Raw genomic sequence first — 17742 nt, forward strand, 5'->3', positions numbered from 1 at the left:
TTGCTGCCTAACTGTAACTCCAATTAATTTGGGTTTAACCATGACAATTAAAAGCGTTATTTGCGATATCGATGGTGTGTTGTTACATGATAATAAAGCGATACCGGGCGCTAACGACTTTCTGGCCCGGATCCAAAATGCCGGAATGCCGCTGGTTATTCTGACCAACTATCCGTCACAAACCGCGCAGGATCTGGCTAACCGCTTCAGTTCTGCTGGGCTGGATGTCCCAGAAAGTGCCTTTTATACCTCGGCAATGGCCACTGCCGACTTCCTGCGCAATCAGGAAGGTAAAAAAGCCTATGTTGTGGGTGAAGGTGCATTAGTACATGAACTCTATAAAGCTGGCTTTACTATCACCGATATCAATCCTGACTTTGTGATTGTCGGTGAAACCCGGTCCTACAACTGGGACATGATGCATAAAGCCGCCTATTTTGTCGCCAATGGTGCGCGTTTTATTGCCACCAACCCCGATAGCCACGGGCACGGGTTTGCTCCGGCGTGTGGCGCATTGTGCGCACCTATTGAGAAAATCTCCGGTCGCAAGCCGTTTTATGTGGGCAAGCCCAGCCCGTGGATCATTCGCGCGGCGCTGAATAAAATGCATGCCCATTCAGAAAACACGGTAATTGTCGGTGATAACCTACGTACCGATATTCTGGCCGGTTTCCAGGCTGGGTTGAAAACGATTTTGGTCCTGTCCGGTGTTTCAACGCTAACAGATATTGAAGCCATGCCATTTCGCCCGAACTACGTTTTCTCTTCCGTGGTTGATATCAATATTATCTAATCTCTGTTGGCGGTCATGTCATGGCCGCCACTCTCTTTTTTGCCCCCACCCCCTTTAGCGCTATGCCTTTTTTTAGTGCAGTGCACCAAAGTTTCTTGCCATTACGCCCTATTTTGGCGCATTTTCTTTTATAGCCTTCGTCCTTGAAGCTGCTGGGGTGTTAGCTGGGTTCACTCACCCGAATCACTTGACTGAGTTAAGCTCATCGGGACTGACTCGCTGGCTGCCTGCCTGCAACGTCAAGTGCTTTGGGTATAGGTACCCATTGCCGTACCAACCATTGCACCAAAATAATAGCGCTGTGAATTGGCGTATAAATTGCATGTATTTCTCACATCTAGTTTAGAAATAATTTGGATGACTGCATCGTCATGGGGCATAACTTGCATCACTCATAAGCAAGTGTGAAAAAACAGATCCAGCGATGAACGACTCAAATTCAACATCATCACCGCCAAAGCAGAGAAGTTAGGGAGATTATTATGTGTTCTATTTTCGGGGTCCTCGACCTTAAAACCGACCCCATTGAGTTACGTAAAAAAGCGCTGGAAATGTCACGTTTAATGCGCCATCGTGGCCCGGATTGGTCTGGTGTGTGGGCAAATGATAAAGCCATTCTCGCCCACGAACGTTTGTCTATCGTTGACGTCAATACCGGTGCCCAGCCCCTGTTTAATGCGGCCCACACGCATATTCTGGCCGTTAACGGTGAAATCTATAATCATCAGGCATTACGTCAGCAATATGGTGACCGTTACGCGTTTCAAACCGGCTCAGATTGTGAAGTGATTCTGGCGTTGTATCAGGAAAAAGGCCCAGACTTCCTTGATGACCTGCAAGGTATGTTCGCTTTCGTCCTGTACGATACAGAAAAAGATGCCTATCTGATTGGCCGTGACCATTTGGGGATTATCCCGCTATATATGGGCCATGATGAAAACGGCAACATGTTTGTGGCTTCAGAGATGAAAGCATTGGTACCGGTGTGCCGCACCATTAAAGAGTTCCCAGCGGGCAGCTATCTGTGGAGTAAAGAGGGTGAGATTCGCGAATACTATCATCGCGATTGGTTTGATTTCGACAACGTCAAAGACAATGTAACTGACAAAGTTCAGTTGGCTAACGCGTTAGAAGAAGCGGTAAAAAGCCACTTGATGTCTGACGTGCCTTACGGTGTATTGCTGTCCGGTGGTCTGGACTCTTCCGTTATCTCTGCTATCACCAAAAAATTTGCCGCCCGTCGTGTCGAAGACGATGAGCGCAGTGAAGCCTGGTGGCCACAACTGCACTCCTTTGCAGTAGGTCTGATTGGCTCACCGGATTTACGTGCTGCGAAAGAAGTCGCCAACCATTTAGGTACCGTGCACCATGAAATTCATTTCACCGTGCAAGAAGGTTTGGATGCTATCCGTGATGTGATTTATCACATTGAAACCTATGATGTCACCACCATCCGTGCCTCAACACCAATGTATCTGATGTCGCGTAAAATCAAAGCGATGGGGATCAAGATGGTGCTGTCTGGCGAAGGGTCTGATGAAGTGTTCGGCGGCTACCTCTACTTCCACAAAGCACCAAATGCGAAAGAATTGCATGAAGAGACTGTGCGTAAATTGCTAGCCCTGCACATGTATGACTGTGCGCGTGCCAACAAAGCGATGTCTGCCTGGGGTGTTGAGGCCCGCGTCCCCTTCCTAGATAAGAACTTCCTCGATGTTGCGATGCGTATCAATCCGCAGGACAAAATGTGTGGTAATGGCAAAATGGAAAAACATGTCCTGCGTGAATGTTTTGAATCTTACTTACCACACAGCGTCGCCTGGCGTCAGAAAGAACAATTCTCTGATGGTGTCGGCTATAGCTGGATTGACACACTAAAAGAGAAAGCCGCAGAGCAAGTCACTGATCAACAGATGGAAACTGCCCACTTCCGTTTCCCATACAACACGCCATCGTCAAAAGAAGGCTACTTGTATCGCGAAATTTTTGAAGAGCTGTTCCCGCTGCCAAGTGCCGCTGAATGTGTCCCTGGTGGCCCATCAGTCGCCTGTTCATCAGCAAAAGCCATCGAGTGGGATGAATCATTCAAAAGTATGGATGACCCTTCCGGCCGTGCGGTTGGCGTGCATCAGGACGCTTATAAATAATTGAATGTGATGGTCTGCCTATATTGACTGTCCAATCTCAAGGCTGCCCTAGGGTAGCCTTGTTTTTTGCTGGCAAATTCAACAATTAATCACCATAAGTGCTGCTTTAATCACCAGACTGTTCACAAGCCACACAAACGAACCCTTTCAGCGCTTTTTTGGGAAAAAATTAGTTGACGCAATTCGGCCATATACGCATAATGCGCCCCGCAACGCCGATGAAGGTAATGCGGAAAAAGATGGCTACGTAGCTCAGCTGGTTAGAGCACAGCACTCATAATGCTGGGGTCACAGGTTCGATTCCCGTCGTAGCCACCATCTTTTTGCGGGAGTGGCGAAATTGGTAGACGCACTAGATTTAGGTTCTAGCGCCGCAAGGTGTGCGAGTTCAAGTCTCGCCTCCCGCACCATTATTCGTTCATCGGTTTGTCACAGCGGATGGGATATCGCCAAGCGGTAAGGCACCAGGTTTTGATCCTGGCATTCCCAGGTTCGAATCCTGGTATCCCAGCCATCTTTTTTTTGGATGGATAGCTGTAAGGCAAGAGAGTTGTCATATAAAAAAGAATTGTATTTCAGTTGGGATATCGCCAAGCGGTAAGGCACCAGGTTTTGATCCTGGCATTCCCAGGTTCGAATCCTGGTATCCCAGCCATACAACTTCTCAAGATTAAAGATTTAAAGATGGCTACGTAGCTCAGCTGGTTAGAGCACAGCACTCATAATGCTGGGGTCACAGGTTCGATTCCCGTCGTAGCCACCATCTTTTGGGGTATCGCCAAGCGGTAAGGCACTGGATTCTGATTCCAGCATTCCGAGGTTCGAATCCTCGTACCCCAGCCAAATTTAGAAAAGCTCGCTTCGGCGGGCTTTTTGCATTCTGGGATTTCACTATATTCCCTCTTACTTGAGTCCGATGTCTCAAGTCCAGGTTGGATTAGGTTTCGATTGATGGTTGCTTGAGGCGACAACGCCCGCCAAAAGAACAGATCGAATATCAACCGAAACCAGCTCCGAACTGTCCCAAATATTAAGTATTGAACTCAAAAAAACAGACATCCCCTACAACCCCAATGCATACCTCAACGCATGTTCTTTCAATTTGCCCGCGCGCTGAGCGGCTATCAACGCCAGATTCCGTACGAATTTCACCGGTGGCAGATCATTGCTGAATGTGGTGTAAAACACATCCATACCACTTTGCATAATCAGATTATCAGTGCGGCGGCGGCGTTGATAACGCAGTAATACCCGCTCGCTGTGCCACGGTTCTGCCCGTTCACGCGCTTGATTTAGCACCTCCAACAGCGCATCAACATCGCGATATCCCAGATTCACCCCCTGCCCGGCCAGTGGATTAATGGTATGGGCTGCATCCCCGAGTAAGACCAATCCCGGCTGTACATAACGTTGTGCATGGCGCCGCACTAGCGGGAAAGAGCCAGCAGCAATCGCTTTAACAGCCCCCAAACGTGATGGGAAAGCCTTGGCAATTTCCTGATTCAACTGTGCCATCGGCAGCGCCTGAAGCTGACGAATACGCTGCGGGCTGTCGTACCAGACCAATGATGCCCACTGGCCAAATAGCGGTAAGAAAGCACGCGGCCCCGTTGGGAAAAACTGCTGCCAGGTGGTGTCTTGCTGAGCTGTATCCGTCTCTACCGTAATTAACATGCAAGACTGGCGATACTGCCAGCCATTGGTGCCGATACCGGCTAACCGTCGTACCAGAGAGTTGGCACCATCAGCACCTATCACTAAACGGCCCTGTATCTGTTGCTGAGCGTCTAACGTGATTTGCCAGCACTCATCTACTCTAACCATAGTTTGCAGCCGTGACGGGCACAGCAACGTTAAATTGGGGCATTCCGCTATCTGTTGCCATAATGCCAACTGCAAAACCCGGTTCTCAACCATAAACCCCAGCTCAGGCAAAGAGAGCGAGGCGGCATCAAACACCACCTGTGAACCGGGCTGCTCCCAGGTCTCCAACCGACGATAAGGTGCATAACGCATCTGCTGTACCTGCGGCCAGACACCGAGCTGTTTCAGCAACGACACCGAAGTGCAGCCGATAGCGGAAACTCGTAAATCGGGCACGCTGTCAGCCTCAAATGGGGCTGGGGCTTCATGCTCAAGTAACGCGACTGACCAGCCTGTTTGTGCCAGTCCAAGCGCGGCGGCAGCACCAACCATACCGCCCCCCACCACCACAACATCATAATTTGGTTGCGATTTATTCATTTTGGCCATTTTTTAAAAGTTAAAATAACATCCATACTTTATCTGCCCTCAGTGTACCGGATTTTTCATCACCCCACAGAATAACTAAGCCGAACTGCGGTGGTCATCGCAACTGCAAATGACTACAATACCCCGCAACTAGTGAGCCTTTGCGCCTGGCGAACACATGGATCACCGCACCGCGCGATGTGACATTTATGATGAATTTTTGATGGTAGATAAGCCATGACGAAAAAACTGCATATTAAAACCTGGGGCTGCCAGATGAATGAATATGATTCATCTAAAATGGCAGATTTGCTGGCCAGCACCCATGGCTACCAGTTGACTGAGATCCCGGAAGAAGCCGATTTACTGCTACTGAATACCTGTTCAATTCGCGAAAAAGCACAAGAAAAAGTATTCAGCCTGCTGGGCCATTGGAAGCTCCTGAAAGAAAAGAATCCCAATCTGATTATTGGTGTCGGTGGATGTGTAGCATCACAGGAAGGCGAACATCTGCGCCAACGCGCGCCCTGTGTTGATGTCATTTTCGGGCCGCAAACCCTGCATCGCCTGCCAGAAATGATTAACCACGTCCAAGGCACGCACAGTCCGGTGGTAGATATCAGCTTCCCTGAGATTGAAAAGTTTGATCGGCTGCCAGAGCCGCGTGCTGAAGGCCCGACCGCGTTCGTTTCTATCATGGAAGGATGCAATAAATATTGTACCTTCTGCGTGGTGCCTTACACTCGTGGCGAAGAGATCAGCCGCCCAAGTGACGATATTCTGTTTGAAATTGCACAGTTAGCGTCCCAAGGGGTGCGGGAAGTGAATCTGCTCGGCCAGAATGTCAATGCCTATCGCGGTGCCACCTATGACGGCGATATCTGTAGTTTTGCCGAGTTATTGCGGCTGGTTGCCGCCATTGACGGTATCGATCGCATTCGCTTTACCACCAGCCATCCGATTGAGTTTACCGACGATATCATCGATGTTTATCGCGATACGCCAGAACTGGTGAGTTTTCTGCATCTGCCAGTGCAAAGTGGTTCCGACCGAATTTTAACCATGATGAAACGCGCCCACACCGCACTGGAGTACAAAGCTATCATCCGCAAACTGCGGCAGGCGCGGCCAGATATCCAGATAAGTTCCGATTTTATTATCGGTTTCCCTGGTGAAACTCAGCAGGATTTTGCACAAACCATCAAGCTGGTCGCGGAGATTCATTTCGATACCAGTTACAGCTTTATTTACTCTCCACGCCCTGGCACACCCGCGGCAGAGCTACCAGACGATGTCAGTGAAGAGGAGAAAAAACAGCGACTGCATATTTTGCAACAGCGTATCACTCAGCAGGCCATGGAAATCAGCCGCGAGATGGTTGGCTGTGTGCAACGTATTCTGGTAGAAGGCCCCTCCCGCAAAAGTGCAATGGAGCTGGCCGGGCGTACCGAAAATAACCGGGTGGTGAATTTTGAAGGTACACCAGAGATGATTGGCAAATTCGTTGATGTCGAAATTGTAGACGTTTATGCCAGTTCACTGCGCGGTATTTTGCAGCGCACCGAAGACCAGATGGCGCTACGGGTTCATGAATCGCCACAATCGGTCATTGCGCGGACCCGAAAAGAAAATGAAATTGGCGTGGGGCAGTATCAACCCTGACCATAGTTGTTCGAGTTGACTCGCATTAGCAGGCGCTGCATTCTCAGTGCCTGTTTTATTTTAGTGGGCTGCTGCGCAGATTCGGACTGTTTAAGTTGCACCTCCAGAGGGTCGCTACTTGAATAGAGCGTGAAAGCACGGATTGATAAGTAAACTTGCGTCAGCACCATGCACCATGAATAATTCTTAAATGACATGTATGATTGACGTTATATGCCCAAGGCCATTTCCAATACGAAAGGTATAATCGGGTATCAGACAAATAATATCCGTGAATGATATATCCAGAGGAACACAGTGACTCAGAGAAATAGTTTGCACGTAGTGACACAAGAAATCTTGCTAGAGCCCACCGACAATCAGCGTTTGTTGAGTCTGTGCGGCCCTTTTGATGACAACATCAAGCAGTTGGAGCGCCGGTTAGGTATTGAAATTAATCGCCGAGACAACCGTTTCAAGTTAGTCGGTAAGAATATCTGCGTTGTTGCAGCGGCAGATATCCTGCGCCATCTGTATGTTGACACCGCCCCCATTCGGGGTGTTACCCCAGAGATATCCCCAGAAGATATCCACCTTGCGGTGAAAGAGAGTCATGTATTGGAGCAAACGGCACAGAGCGTACCCGATTACGGAAAAGCCGTGAATATCCGTACCAAGCGCGGCATGGTTAAACCGCGTACCCCCAATCAGGCGCAATACATCGCCAATATTCTTGATCACGATATTACCTTTGGGATTGGTCCTGCCGGGACCGGTAAAACCTATCTGGCGGTAGCCGCGGCAGTTGATGCTCTGGAGCGCCAGAATGTGCGCCGTATCTTACTGACCCGCCCGGCCGTTGAAGCGGGCGAAAAATTGGGTTTCCTGCCCGGGGACCTGAGTCAGAAAGTCGATCCATACCTGCGCCCACTTTATGATGCACTGTTTGAAATGCTTGGCTTTGAGCGCGTTGAAAAATTGATCGAACGTAACGTGATTGAAGTGGCTCCGCTGGCATATATGCGGGGCCGGACACTCAATGATGCCTTTATCATTCTGGATGAGAGCCAGAACACCACCATCGAACAGATGAAGATGTTTCTCACCCGTATGGGCTTTAACTCCAAGGCAGTTATTACCGGTGATGTGACGCAAACCGACTTACCGCGCCACCAAAAATCTGGCTTAAGTCATGCCATTGAAGTGCTGTCTGAGGTAGAAGAGCTGAGCTTTAACTTCTTCCATAGCGAAGATGTGGTGCGTCACCCCGTGGTGGCCCGTGTGGTTATTGCCTATGAGGCCTGGGAAGCGGCGGAACAAAAACGCAAAGAGACTATTGCCGAACAACGTAAGCGGGAAAACCATACCCCGTCTGAGCAGGAGGCTCCGTGAGCCAAGTTATACTCGATTTACAAATTGCCTGCGCCGATAGCCAGGGTTTACCTGCCGAAGCTGACTTTCAGCGTTGGTTGGAGGCGGTATTACCGCAGTTTCAAGACGTAGCAGAAGTGACCATTCGGTTGGTTGATGAAGCTGAAAGCCATGAGCTGAATCTAACCTATCGCGGTAAAGATAAACCGACCAATGTCTTGTCTTTTCCTTTTGAGGCCCCACCTGAAATTGAACTGCCACTATTGGGTGATTTAATCATTTGCCGTCAGGTGGTTGAACAAGAAGCTATCGAGCAAGAAAAAGCACTATTAGCTCATTGGGCGCATATGGTTGTTCACGGCAGTCTCCATCTGCTAGGGTATGACCACATCGTGGACGATGAAGCAGAAGAAATGGAGTCAATCGAAACTGAAATTATGCAAAGTCTGGGTTATCCAGATCCGTATATTTCGGAGAAAGACCCCGAATAAACCCATCATATCGGGTGTTATAATGCCCTGTTAGTCGGGGAAAACTGTCGGCGGTGTGAGTCTACTGCTACCGATAAAATATAATCTTTACCCAACGTCATTGGAATTGCAGGTAGGCGGCAAGCAAACCTCGCTAGCCCCTACGGCATCAGATACAAGGGTATAACATGAGTAAACTTAACTAAAACGCCATGAGCGACGACCACTCACAAAACAACGATAGCCCCAGTCCCAAGAAAGGGTTCTTTACTCTTATCCTTAACCAGTTATTTCACGGTGAACCTAAAAACCGTGGTGATTTGGTAGAGCTTATCCGTGATTCTGAACAAAACGATCTGATCGATCCCGATACCCGTGACATGCTGGAAGGCGTGATGGATATTGCCGAGCAGCGCGTGCGGGACATCATGATCCCCCGTTCTCAAATGGTCACATTAAAGCGTAACCAAACGCTGGATGAGTGTTTGGATGTGATTATTGAATCTGCTCACTCCCGCTTTCCGGTGATTAGCGAAGATAAAGATCACATCGAAGGTATCCTGATGGCCAAGGATTTGTTGCCGTTTATGCGCACCGACTCCGAGCCATTCAGTATTGATAAAGTGTTACGGACGGCGGTTGTAGTGCCAGAAAGTAAGCGTGTCGATCGGATGCTGAAGGAGTTCCGTTCCCAGCGCTACCATATGGCTATTGTCATTGATGAGTTTGGTGGCGTGTCAGGGCTGGTGACCATTGAAGATATTCTTGAGCTGATCGTTGGCGAAATAGAAGATGAGTATGACGATGAAGAAGACAGAGATGTGCGTCAACTCAGCAAGCATACCTATACCATTCGTGCGCTGACGCAAATTGAAGATTTCAATGAAGTGTTCAATACCCATTTCAGCGACGATGAGGTTGACACCATTGGTGGCTTGGTAATGCAGGCATTTGGCCATTTACCTGCCCGGGGTGAAACCATTGAAATTGAAGGTTACTTATTTAAAGTTGCCATGGCGGATAGCCGACGTATCATTCAGGTTCATGTAAAAATCCCGGATGATGCTCCGCAACCCAAACTGGAAGAATAAATCCTTGATGCCTATTGCTTCATATCTTCAACGCCAGTGGGTTCGCGCCCTACTGGCGCTATTTTTTGGTGCCTGCGGTACGCTGGCCTATTCACCGTTTGATTACTGGCCCGCAGCCATTGTTTCACTGTTTGGCTTACTCAGCCTAACCCTGAACCGTAATACCCGGCAGTCCGCCTTTATTGGCTTTTGTTGGGGAATGGGGCTATTCGGTAGCGGTATTAACTGGGTCTATGTCAGTATTTCCGAGTTCGGCGGAATGCCAACGGCAATCAATATTTTCCTGGTGGTACTACTGGCGGCCTACCTATCGCTCTACACCCTGCTATTTGCCGGTGTGTTAGCGCGTCTCAGCCCAAAAGCGACATGGTGGCGGCTAGCGATTGCCGCCCCGGTTGTATGGCAACTGACGGAATTCTTGCGCGGCTGGGTGTTGACCGGCTTCCCGTGGCTGCAATTTGGCTACAGCCAGATTAATGGCCCGCTGCGTGGGATTGCCCCAATACTCGGGGTTGATGGCATCACCTTTGTACTGATGGCAATCAGTGGATTACTGGTCTACGCCTGCTATCAGCGCCGGGTGACTGCGGCAATAGTGGCGATGGCACTGTTATTGTTACCATGGCCACTGCGCCAAGTGCATTGGTTCACGCCAGAGCCGGAGCGCGCTGTCAATATCGCCATGGTGCAAGGTAACATTGCTCAGTCCATGAAGTGGGACCCTAAAGTCCTGCTTTCGACCCTGCAAGTCTATCTGGATGAAACTCGCCCGTTTATGGGCAAAGCGCCGATCATCATCTGGCCGGAATCTGCCATTCCTGATATTGAAACCGATCAAACCGGCTTCCTGACAATGGTTGATGATCTGATGCGAGCCAATCATAGCAGCTTGATCACGGGGATTGTCGATGCCCAGCGTCGGCCTGAAGGTCAGGGGTATCATTTCTTTAATAGCGTCATCGTCTTAGGCGATAAAGAACCGTATCAATATCCGAGCCGAAACCGTTACAGCAAACACCATCTGGTCCCATTTGGTGAATTTGTGCCGTTAGAATCCTTACTGCGTCCGCTGGCACCGCTGTTTGACCTACCGATGTCAACGTTCAGCCGTGGCAGTTATGTGCAACCATCGCTCAAGGTGGCAGGATATAACCTGACTGCGGCTATTTGTTATGAAATCGTGTTAGGCCAGCAGGTACGGGATAATTTCAATCCTGATACCAATTTCCTGCTGACCGTCTCGAATGATGCCTGGTTCGGCCACTCAATTGGACCATGGCAACATTTCCAGATGGCACGGATGCGCGCGCTTGAATTGGGTCGCCCTCTGCTGCGCAGTACCAATAACGGTATCACTGCGGTGGTTGGCCCGAGCGGTGAAGTGCTCGCCCAGATCCCGCAATTTACCCAACAGGTGTTAGAGGCCAAAGTTACACCAACAACGGGCGTCACCCCCTATGCCCGTTTGGGTTCATGGCCGATGTGGATTATCACGCTGGTGCTTGGCGCCCTCACGCTGTACCGCGCGATCCGTAGTCGTTCTGATAACAAATAACATAATATGTGGGCATGTTATCTGCATGCCCGTTAATCTTGAGAGCCTTATGTCACTGAAGCCTGAATTTATCCTCACCAGCGAAGCACAACTCAGCGAGCACTACGCCGCCCCCTTTGAAACCGTGTTGAAGAAACAGATAGATCACATTGATGATTATGCTAAAAAACTCATCGCGGCAGCCCCCTTCGCCGTACTGGGTACCCTCGGCGCCAATGGTATCGACTGCTCACCCAAAGGTGGGGAACCGGGTTTTATCCATGTACAGGACAGTAAAACCCTGATGCTACCAGACCGCCCGGGGAACAACCGCCTGGATGGTATCCGCAACCTGCTGCATAACCCCGCTATCGGTATCTTGTTCCTGATACCCAACTGGGACGAAGGTTTTCGGGTGAATGGCCGGGCTAAGATTTCGGTCGATCCTGAACTGTGTGAGCGCTTTAGCCAAAATGGCCACCCCGCCCGCAGTGTGTTAGTGATCGAGGTTGATGAAGTGTTTATTCATTGTGGCCGCGCGATTACCTTTGCCAAGCTGTGGAGCCCAGAAAAACACGCCGCAAAAGAGACCATTCCGACAGCATTGGATGTGTTTAAGGCCCACGTGGCTATCAACAACCAGCAATTAGGCTAACTGGCAGTAAAGCCGCTGTTTGGCGGCTGATTAATACCCACAACTCCCCGTGGGTATTCTATAGCTCTCAATTGTAGAGCTATTATCCTCATCTCTTCGCCGCGACTGGCACAGACCTTGCATTGTTTCTAACCATTATGTGTTAACTCTCTGCCAATGCCCGCCAATCTTTTAGCCGTTGTCGGGGATTACCGCAACATGTAGGGAACACAGCGTTTCAAATGCGGGATCAGGATTATTTACACGCTCGTTTATAGGGCATATCCCGCACCATAGAAGTGCATTGCTGTTTTATTGCCTCTATTTGGTGCGATTTGCATCCCAAAAAACAAACATTTATTCATCATTCGCATAACATTTGGCTATTTTTTAAAGATAATCTGATACAAGTAACAGCGAAAACCACGTACTGGCCAACAAAACATCGGTGGTTGTACCGCTGAAACGAAACAAAACGATTTCTCGCCTGACGAGATTTAGCAACAACGTATTTTTAGCATCACAACATCAAGTAATAAAACAACAGCAAAGGAGTTGGACCATGCATATGCGTAAATTGGCGTTAGCGCTACTGTTAGCTGGGATGGCAAGTGGCGTAGCCCAAGCAGAAGAAGCGGCAGCACAACCCGCAGCGAAAGCTGAAGCCCAGGCTGATACTCTGAAAAAGATTAAAGACAGCGGCGTTATCGTAGTGGGTCACCGTGAATCTTCCGTTCCCTTCTCTTATTACGATAATCAGCAGAAAGTTGTTGGTTACGCACAAGATTATTCTAATCTGATCATTGATGCAGTTAAGAAAAAACTTAATGCTCCAGACTTACAGGTCAAACTGATCCCAATCACCTCACAGAATCGTATTCCACTACTGCAAAACGGCACCTTTGACTTTGAGTGTGGTTCCACCACCAATAATCTGGAGCGTCAGCAACAAGCGGCGTTCAGTAATACCATTTTTGTAGTCGGTACCCGTTTACTGACCAAAAAAGGGTCTGAAGTTAAAGATTTCAAAGATTTGGCCGGTAAAGCAGTGGTTGTAACTTCAGGTACGACATCTGAAGTCCTGCTGAATAAGCTAAATGAAAAAGACAAAATGGATATGCGCATCATCAGCGCCAAAGACCACGGTGACTCTTTCCGCACCTTGGAAAGTGGCCGCGCAGTGGCCTTTATGATGGATGATGCTCTGCTAGCCGGTGAGCGAGCCAAAGCCAAGAAACCAGACCAATGGGATATCGTCGGTACTCCGCAGTCTCAGGAAGCTTACGGCTGTATGTTGCGCAAAAATGATCCGGCCTTTAAAGCCTTATTGGATGAAACCATTGCCAGTGCACAAACTTCTGGTGTAGCTGAAAAATCATTCGATCGCTGGTTCAAAAACCCAATTCCACCTAAAAATCTTAACCTGAATTTCTCACTGTCTGATGAAATGAAGGCGCTGTTCAAAGCACCTAACGATAAAGCATTGAACTAACAATAATAAATCAGGGCGGGTGGTTACCTGCCCGATTCGATTGATGATGGGCCGATAGGAGATACCCAATAGATTTCAGAGTGCAGGAAGACGGCAAGCAAGAGACAAATTGGTTGTAAACCATTTTGAACAGCGCTTGCGCTGGCCCGTAGGGTGAGCCTCTGATGAGGTTCATAATCCTGATGAGCTTATACAAATAAGTGATTCAGGTGAACGAGGGCAGCCAACACATCTGCAATTTGAAAGATGCAGGGTAAAGACAGGATGCGGGGTGGCCGTTCCCCACTCCGCATTTTTTTGTGAGTCCTCAAGGTCGCTACGCATTAAATCATCAGTCATCAGGGTGGCTTATCCATCCTTTTAAGGGAGTTTGTTATGTCAATAGACTGGAACTGGGGCATCTTCTTGCAACCTGCCCCCTTCGGCAATACCACCTACCTCGGCTGGATCTGGTCCGGCTTTCAAGTCACCGTCGCTTTGTCACTGTGCGCCTGGGTGATCGCGTTCTTTGTCGGTTCACTGTTTGGTATTTTAAGAACCGTGCCCAATCGAATCCTGTCAGGGATTGGGACCTGCTACGTTGAGCTGTTTCGTAACGTACCCTTGATTGTGCAATTCTTTACCTGGTATCTGGTGGTACCTGAACTGTTGCCAGTTGATATTGGCATGTGGTTTAAAAGTGAACTTGACCCGAACATACAGTTCTTTCTTTCATCGATGCTTTGCCTTGGCTTATTTACCGCAGCACGTGTTTGTGAACAAGTCCGTGCCGGGATTCAGTCACTGCCTCGAGGCCAGAAAGCAGCGGGTTTGGCTATGGGGTTGACCCTGCCACAAACCTATCGCTATGTGTTACTGCCCAATGCTTATCGGGTGATCATTCCCCCGATGACCTCAGAAATGCTCAACCTGGTAAAAAACTCCGCCATTGCTTCAACAATCGGATTGGTCGATATGGCCGCTCAAGCCGGTAAATTGCTGGATTATTCAGCTCACGCCTATGAGTCCTTCACCGCCATCACTCTTGGTTATGTACTGATCAACGCCGTGATCATGCTGTTGATGCGATTAGTTGAAAAGAAAGTGCAGTTACCCGGCAATCTGGGGAGTAAATAATGTACGAATTTGATTGGAGTTCTATCGCCCCCAGCATGCCCTATCTGCTGCAAGGGTTAGTGGTCACCGCCAAGATAACCATTACCGCTATCGTATTTGGCATTATCTGGGGGACGGTTCTGGCAGTCATGCGCTTGTCGCCGATTAAAGCCATCAGTTGGTTTGCAACTGCCTATGTCAACGTGTTCCGCTCTATTCCGTTGGTGATGGTGCTGCTGTGGTTTTATTTGGTTGTCCCGAGCTTATTACAAAATGTGCTGGGCTTATCACCAAAAACTGATATTCGGTTAATCTCAGCCATGGTAGCCTTTTCGCTGTTTGAAGCGGCCTATTACTCAGAAATTATCCGCGCCGGGATCATGAGTATTTCCCGTGGGCAATCCTCTGCTGCGTTGGCATTGGGCATGACCCATGGGCAGTCAATGCGGCTGGTTATCCTGCCCCAGGCTTTCCGCGCAATGGTGCCGCTGCTGTTAACTCAGGGGATAGTGTTATTTCAGGATACTTCACTGGTGTATGTCCTTAGCCTGGCCGATTTCTTCCGCACCGCCACCACCATTGGCGAACGGGACGGTACTCAGGTCGAAATGGTGCTGTTTGCCGGTTTGGTTTATTTCGTTATCAGTATTGCCGCGTCGATGCTGGTTAACTATTTGAAGAAAAGGACTGTTTGATGATTTCCCTGAAAAATGTTTCTAAGTGGTACGGCCACTTTCAGGTGCTGGCTGACTGCACCACCGAAGTTAAAAAAGGTGAGGTTGTGGTGGTCTGTGGTCCTTCAGGCTCAGGCAAATCAACCTTAATCAAAACTGTTAATGGGCTGGAACCTATTCAAAAAGGCAGCATTACAGTTAATGGTATTGGTGTGAATGATAAAGGCACTAATCTGGCCCAACTGCGTTCCAAAGTGGGCATGGTGTTCCAACATTTCGAGCTGTTCCCACACCTGTCTATCATTGAAAATCTGACGCTGGCGCAAATCAAAGTACTCAAACGTGATAAAGCAGAAGCACGTGAAAAGGGGTTGAAACTGTTAGATCGCGTGGGCCTTTCTACCCATGCAGATAAATTTCCTTCTCAGTTATCGGGTGGCCAGCAGCAGCGCGTGGCAATTGCCCGCGCACTCTGCATGGACCCCATTGCCATGCTGTTTGATGAGCCCACCTCCGCACTTGACCCGGAAATGATCAACGAAGTGTTGGATGTGATGGTCAAACTGGCATTGGAAGGGATGACCATGATGGTAGTTACCCACGAAATGGGCTTCGCCCGCAAAGTGGCTAACCGCGTTATTTTTATGGATGAAGGGAAAATCGTCGAAGACAGCAACAAAGATGATTTCTTTAATAATCCTAAATCAGATCGCGCCAAAGATTTCCTGGCAAAAATTCTGCATTAATCACACCACCTCCCCTGCGCCCGTAGGGGAGGAAATTTGCGTCTGTTCTCTTTTTACGCCCTGCGTGATTGCTTATCCGTTTTTTTGTGCGCATCCTCTGATTAACACTGTGACTAACAAGAGGAAAAGTGATGCCCCGCTCTATTATCATTGATTGCGATCCCGGCCATGACGATGCTATTGCATTGATTCTGGCGTTGGCCTCCCCCGAACTCAACGTAGCAGCGGTTACCACTTGTGCCGGTAACCAAACTCCCGACAAAACTTTGCGTAATGCCCTGCGCATTCTGACACTGCTCAAGCGTCAGGATATCCCGGTGGCAGGCGGCGCACTCAAACCATTACTGCGCGAATTGATTATTGCCGACAATGTTCACGGTGAAAGCGGGTTAGATGGCCCCTCATTACCGGATCCAGATTTTGCCCCGCAAACTGACAATGCGGTGGAGCTAATGGCGAGAATATTGCGTGCCAGCCCTCATCCGGTGACCCTTGTGGCTACAGGCCCATTGACTAACATTGCCTTGCTGCTGGCCGGTCATGGCGCTCTGACGGCCAAAATAGAGCGTATAGTCATCATGGGGGGGGCCGTGATGCTAGGAAACTGGACCGCCGCTGCTGAATTTAATATTTTTGTCGACCCTGAGGCCGCTGATCGGGTATTTAAATCAGGTATTCCGCTTACTATGGCCGGGTTGGATGTGACCCATCAGGCACAAGTAATGGATGAAGATATCGATCGCATTCGTCAGTTGAATAATCCGGTCGCCGACGTGGTAGCAGGCTTACTGGACTTCTTCATGCTGTATCACCGCCAGGAACGCTGGGGTTTTCAAGGTGCCCCGCTACATGACCCTTGCACCATTGCCTGGTTATTGGCCCCCGAGTTATTCACTAGCATTGAACGCTGGGTCGGCATCGAAACGCGTGGTGAATACACCCAAGGCATGACGGTGGTCGATTATTACCAGCTCACAGATAATGTGCCTAATGCAGAAGTGTTGATGGGTATCGACAGGAAAGGATTTATTGATTTGCTGGTTGAACGGGTTGCCCGCTACAGCGAATAATCGAATGACACTCCGCCACTGCGGAGTGTCTCTTTTTAGCCCAAATTAATGTTAGGGCTGGAATGGCCGGCGGTTAAATTGGTCATGCCCACACTTAGGGCAGAGCGGCAACACTTCAGGGGTATAGAAAGCCAGGCGATGGTGGCACTTTTCACACACCAGATTCCCTAATCCAACCACCTCACCACTGTGATACACCCCATGGTGGCTGACATCTTTAAACACTTCACGCCACTCTAGCTGTGTTTTATCAGTGATATCCGCCAGCTCCTGCCACAGGCTCTCTTTAATCACCCGCATAAATACACTATCAGTGAATTCGTCCTTACTCTCTTCATAACTACGGGCAAACTCCTCCAGATCGCGGCGCACCGCCTGAATGATTTGCTCAACCTCACTCCGGCTCAACTCTTCTACTGCGTCTAACCGCTGCTCGGCGCTTTCCACCAGCTTATCGATATCACGTTCACCATTTTTCAAGCGTTCTGTCAGTGATGCCACCAACTCACGATAATATTGAGCTACCTTGTTCATACTGTCTCCTCGATCCGCGATTGTGGTACAGCAAAGGTTGTTACAAAGAAAATAGTGATAGAGCCAATCTCTCGCCTGCTTATGGTTGCCCCGCTGCTGTTGTCTGCTGGTACTTACTCTGATATTAAAGCTAACGTTTATTATTTTAGCCGTAAATGACTGAAGTCACGTCATCATAAGGTTGTTACTCCCCCACTTTGATGATTTCTGCCATTCAC

Annotated in this window: 15 protein-coding genes and 6 tRNA genes; 19 read left to right on the forward strand and 2 right to left on the reverse strand. The window is 49.1% G+C overall.

Annotated elements, in window-relative coordinates; translation table 11 throughout:
• Positions 1–40 precede the first annotated feature (40 nt).
• From V1955_RS15485 to V1955_RS15520, 8 genes are all read left to right on the forward strand, one after another.
• Complete coding sequence (locus V1955_RS15485; RefSeq protein ID WP_442821120.1) at positions 41–793, forward strand: HAD-IIA family hydrolase; 753 nt, start codon at positions 41–43, stop codon at positions 791–793.
• 482 nt (positions 794–1275) lie between these two features.
• A complete protein-coding gene (gene asnB / locus V1955_RS15490; protein ID WP_420072732.1) occupies positions 1276–2940 on the forward strand; it encodes an asparagine synthase B in 1665 nt (554 codons plus the stop codon).
• Positions 2941–3181: 241 nt separating this feature from the next.
• Positions 3182–3258, forward strand: a tRNA-Met gene (locus V1955_RS15495).
• Between the two features lie 7 nt (positions 3259–3265).
• Positions 3266–3350: transfer RNA gene (locus tag V1955_RS15500), tRNA-Leu, on the forward strand.
• Positions 3351–3379: 29 nt separating this feature from the next.
• Positions 3380–3454 (forward strand) — tRNA-Gln (locus V1955_RS15505).
• Between the two features lie 66 nt (positions 3455–3520).
• Positions 3521–3595: transfer RNA gene (locus V1955_RS15510), tRNA-Gln, on the forward strand.
• 31 nt (positions 3596–3626) lie between these two features.
• Positions 3627–3703: transfer RNA gene (locus tag V1955_RS15515), tRNA-Met, on the forward strand.
• 5 nt (positions 3704–3708) lie between these two features.
• Positions 3709–3783 (forward strand) — tRNA-Gln (locus V1955_RS15520).
• A 219-nt stretch (positions 3784–4002) separates the two neighbouring features.
• On the opposite strand, the gene ubiF is transcribed toward V1955_RS15520, so the two are convergent.
• The gene (gene ubiF, locus V1955_RS15525; RefSeq protein WP_442821121.1) at positions 4003–5184 is read right to left on the reverse strand and encodes a 3-demethoxyubiquinol 3-hydroxylase; all 1182 of its coding nucleotides are present in this window, start codon (positions 5182–5184) and stop codon (positions 4003–4005) included.
• 225 nt (positions 5185–5409) lie between these two features.
• On the opposite strand from ubiF, the gene miaB reads away from it, so the two are divergent.
• The 11 genes from miaB to rihA all read left to right on the forward strand — a co-directional run bounded on the left by miaB (position 5410) and on the right by rihA (position 16990).
• Complete coding sequence (gene miaB, locus V1955_RS15530) at positions 5410–6834, forward strand: tRNA (N6-isopentenyl adenosine(37)-C2)-methylthiotransferase MiaB (RefSeq protein ID WP_442821122.1); 1425 nt, start codon at positions 5410–5412, stop codon at positions 6832–6834.
• 297 nt (positions 6835–7131) lie between these two features.
• Entirely contained in the window at positions 7132–8205 is a 1074-nt protein-coding gene (locus V1955_RS15535) for a PhoH family protein (RefSeq protein ID WP_193784699.1), read from the forward strand.
• The gene (gene ybeY / locus V1955_RS15540; RefSeq protein ID WP_083159651.1) at positions 8202–8675 is read left to right on the forward strand and encodes an rRNA maturation RNase YbeY; all 474 of its coding nucleotides are present in this window, start codon (positions 8202–8204) and stop codon (positions 8673–8675) included. The genes V1955_RS15535 and ybeY overlap by 4 nt, the downstream gene beginning before the upstream one ends.
• Positions 8676–8866: 191 nt before the next feature.
• On the forward strand, positions 8867–9745 hold the full coding sequence (gene corC, locus V1955_RS15545) for a CNNM family magnesium/cobalt transport protein CorC (RefSeq protein ID WP_083159653.1): 879 nt from the start codon (positions 8867–8869) through the stop codon (positions 9743–9745).
• Positions 9746–9752: 7 nt separating this feature from the next.
• A complete protein-coding gene (gene lnt / locus V1955_RS15550) occupies positions 9753–11300 on the forward strand; it encodes an apolipoprotein N-acyltransferase (protein ID WP_083159655.1) in 1548 nt (515 codons plus the stop codon).
• A gap of 49 nt (positions 11301–11349) precedes the next feature.
• A complete protein-coding gene (locus tag V1955_RS15555; protein WP_372568856.1) occupies positions 11350–11934 on the forward strand; it encodes an MSMEG_1061 family FMN-dependent PPOX-type flavoprotein in 585 nt (194 codons plus the stop codon).
• A gap of 541 nt (positions 11935–12475) precedes the next feature.
• Positions 12476–13405, forward strand: a complete 930-nt coding sequence (locus V1955_RS15560; RefSeq protein ID WP_083159659.1) for an amino acid ABC transporter substrate-binding protein — start codon at positions 12476–12478, stop codon at positions 13403–13405.
• 375 nt (positions 13406–13780) lie between these two features.
• Positions 13781–14521, forward strand: coding sequence for an amino acid ABC transporter permease (locus tag V1955_RS15565; RefSeq protein WP_005182751.1), 741 nt, complete (start codon positions 13781–13783; stop codon positions 14519–14521).
• Positions 14521–15195 (forward strand): glutamate/aspartate ABC transporter permease GltK, encoded by a 675-nt coding sequence (gene gltK / locus V1955_RS15570; protein ID WP_032905734.1) that lies wholly within the window; start codon positions 14521–14523, stop codon positions 15193–15195. Before V1955_RS15565 ends, gltK begins: the two co-directional genes overlap by 1 nt.
• Positions 15195–15920, forward strand: coding sequence for an amino acid ABC transporter ATP-binding protein (locus V1955_RS15575; RefSeq protein WP_025377565.1), 726 nt, complete (start codon positions 15195–15197; stop codon positions 15918–15920). Before gltK ends, V1955_RS15575 begins: the two co-directional genes overlap by 1 nt.
• A 131-nt stretch (positions 15921–16051) precedes the next feature.
• On the forward strand, positions 16052–16990 hold the full coding sequence (gene rihA, locus V1955_RS15580) for a pyrimidine-specific ribonucleoside hydrolase RihA (RefSeq protein WP_083159661.1): 939 nt from the start codon (positions 16052–16054) through the stop codon (positions 16988–16990).
• 51 nt (positions 16991–17041) lie between these two features.
• On the opposite strand, the gene V1955_RS15585 is transcribed toward rihA, so the two are convergent.
• Complete coding sequence (locus tag V1955_RS15585; RefSeq protein ID WP_083159663.1) at positions 17042–17524, reverse strand: zinc ribbon-containing protein; 483 nt, start codon at positions 17522–17524, stop codon at positions 17042–17044.
• Between the last annotated feature and the right edge of the window lie 218 nt (positions 17525–17742).

The sequence above is a fragment of the Yersinia sp. 2545 StPb PI genome (assembly GCF_052217125.1).
Taxonomy (GTDB): Bacteria; Pseudomonadota; Gammaproteobacteria; order Enterobacterales; family Enterobacteriaceae; genus Yersinia; species Yersinia enterocolitica_E.

What these genes read in the sequence shown, in the direction of transcription:
- V1955_RS15485 (WP_442821120.1), top strand. Translation starts at nt 41, where the DNA reads ATGACAATTAAAAGCGTTATTTGCGATATCGATGGTGTGTTGTTACAT.
- asnB (WP_420072732.1), top strand. Translation starts at nt 1,276, where the DNA reads ATGTGTTCTATTTTCGGGGTCCTCGACCTTAAAACCGACCCCATTGAG.
- ubiF (WP_442821121.1), bottom strand. Translation starts at nt 5,184, where the DNA reads ATGAATAAATCGCAACCAAATTATGATGTTGTGGTGGTGGGGGGCGGT.
- miaB (WP_442821122.1), top strand. Translation starts at nt 5,410, where the DNA reads ATGACGAAAAAACTGCATATTAAAACCTGGGGCTGCCAGATGAATGAA.
- corC (WP_083159653.1), top strand. Translation starts at nt 8,867, where the DNA reads ATGAGCGACGACCACTCACAAAACAACGATAGCCCCAGTCCCAAGAAA.
- lnt (WP_083159655.1), top strand. Translation starts at nt 9,753, where the DNA reads ATGCCTATTGCTTCATATCTTCAACGCCAGTGGGTTCGCGCCCTACTG.
- V1955_RS15555 (WP_372568856.1), top strand. Translation starts at nt 11,350, where the DNA reads ATGTCACTGAAGCCTGAATTTATCCTCACCAGCGAAGCACAACTCAGC.
- V1955_RS15560 (WP_083159659.1), top strand. Translation starts at nt 12,476, where the DNA reads ATGCATATGCGTAAATTGGCGTTAGCGCTACTGTTAGCTGGGATGGCA.
- V1955_RS15565 (WP_005182751.1), top strand. Translation starts at nt 13,781, where the DNA reads ATGTCAATAGACTGGAACTGGGGCATCTTCTTGCAACCTGCCCCCTTC.
- gltK (WP_032905734.1), top strand. Translation starts at nt 14,521, where the DNA reads ATGTACGAATTTGATTGGAGTTCTATCGCCCCCAGCATGCCCTATCTG.
- V1955_RS15575 (WP_025377565.1), top strand. Translation starts at nt 15,195, where the DNA reads ATGATTTCCCTGAAAAATGTTTCTAAGTGGTACGGCCACTTTCAGGTG.
- rihA (WP_083159661.1), top strand. Translation starts at nt 16,052, where the DNA reads ATGCCCCGCTCTATTATCATTGATTGCGATCCCGGCCATGACGATGCT.
- V1955_RS15585 (WP_083159663.1), bottom strand. Translation starts at nt 17,524, where the DNA reads ATGAACAAGGTAGCTCAATATTATCGTGAGTTGGTGGCATCACTGACA.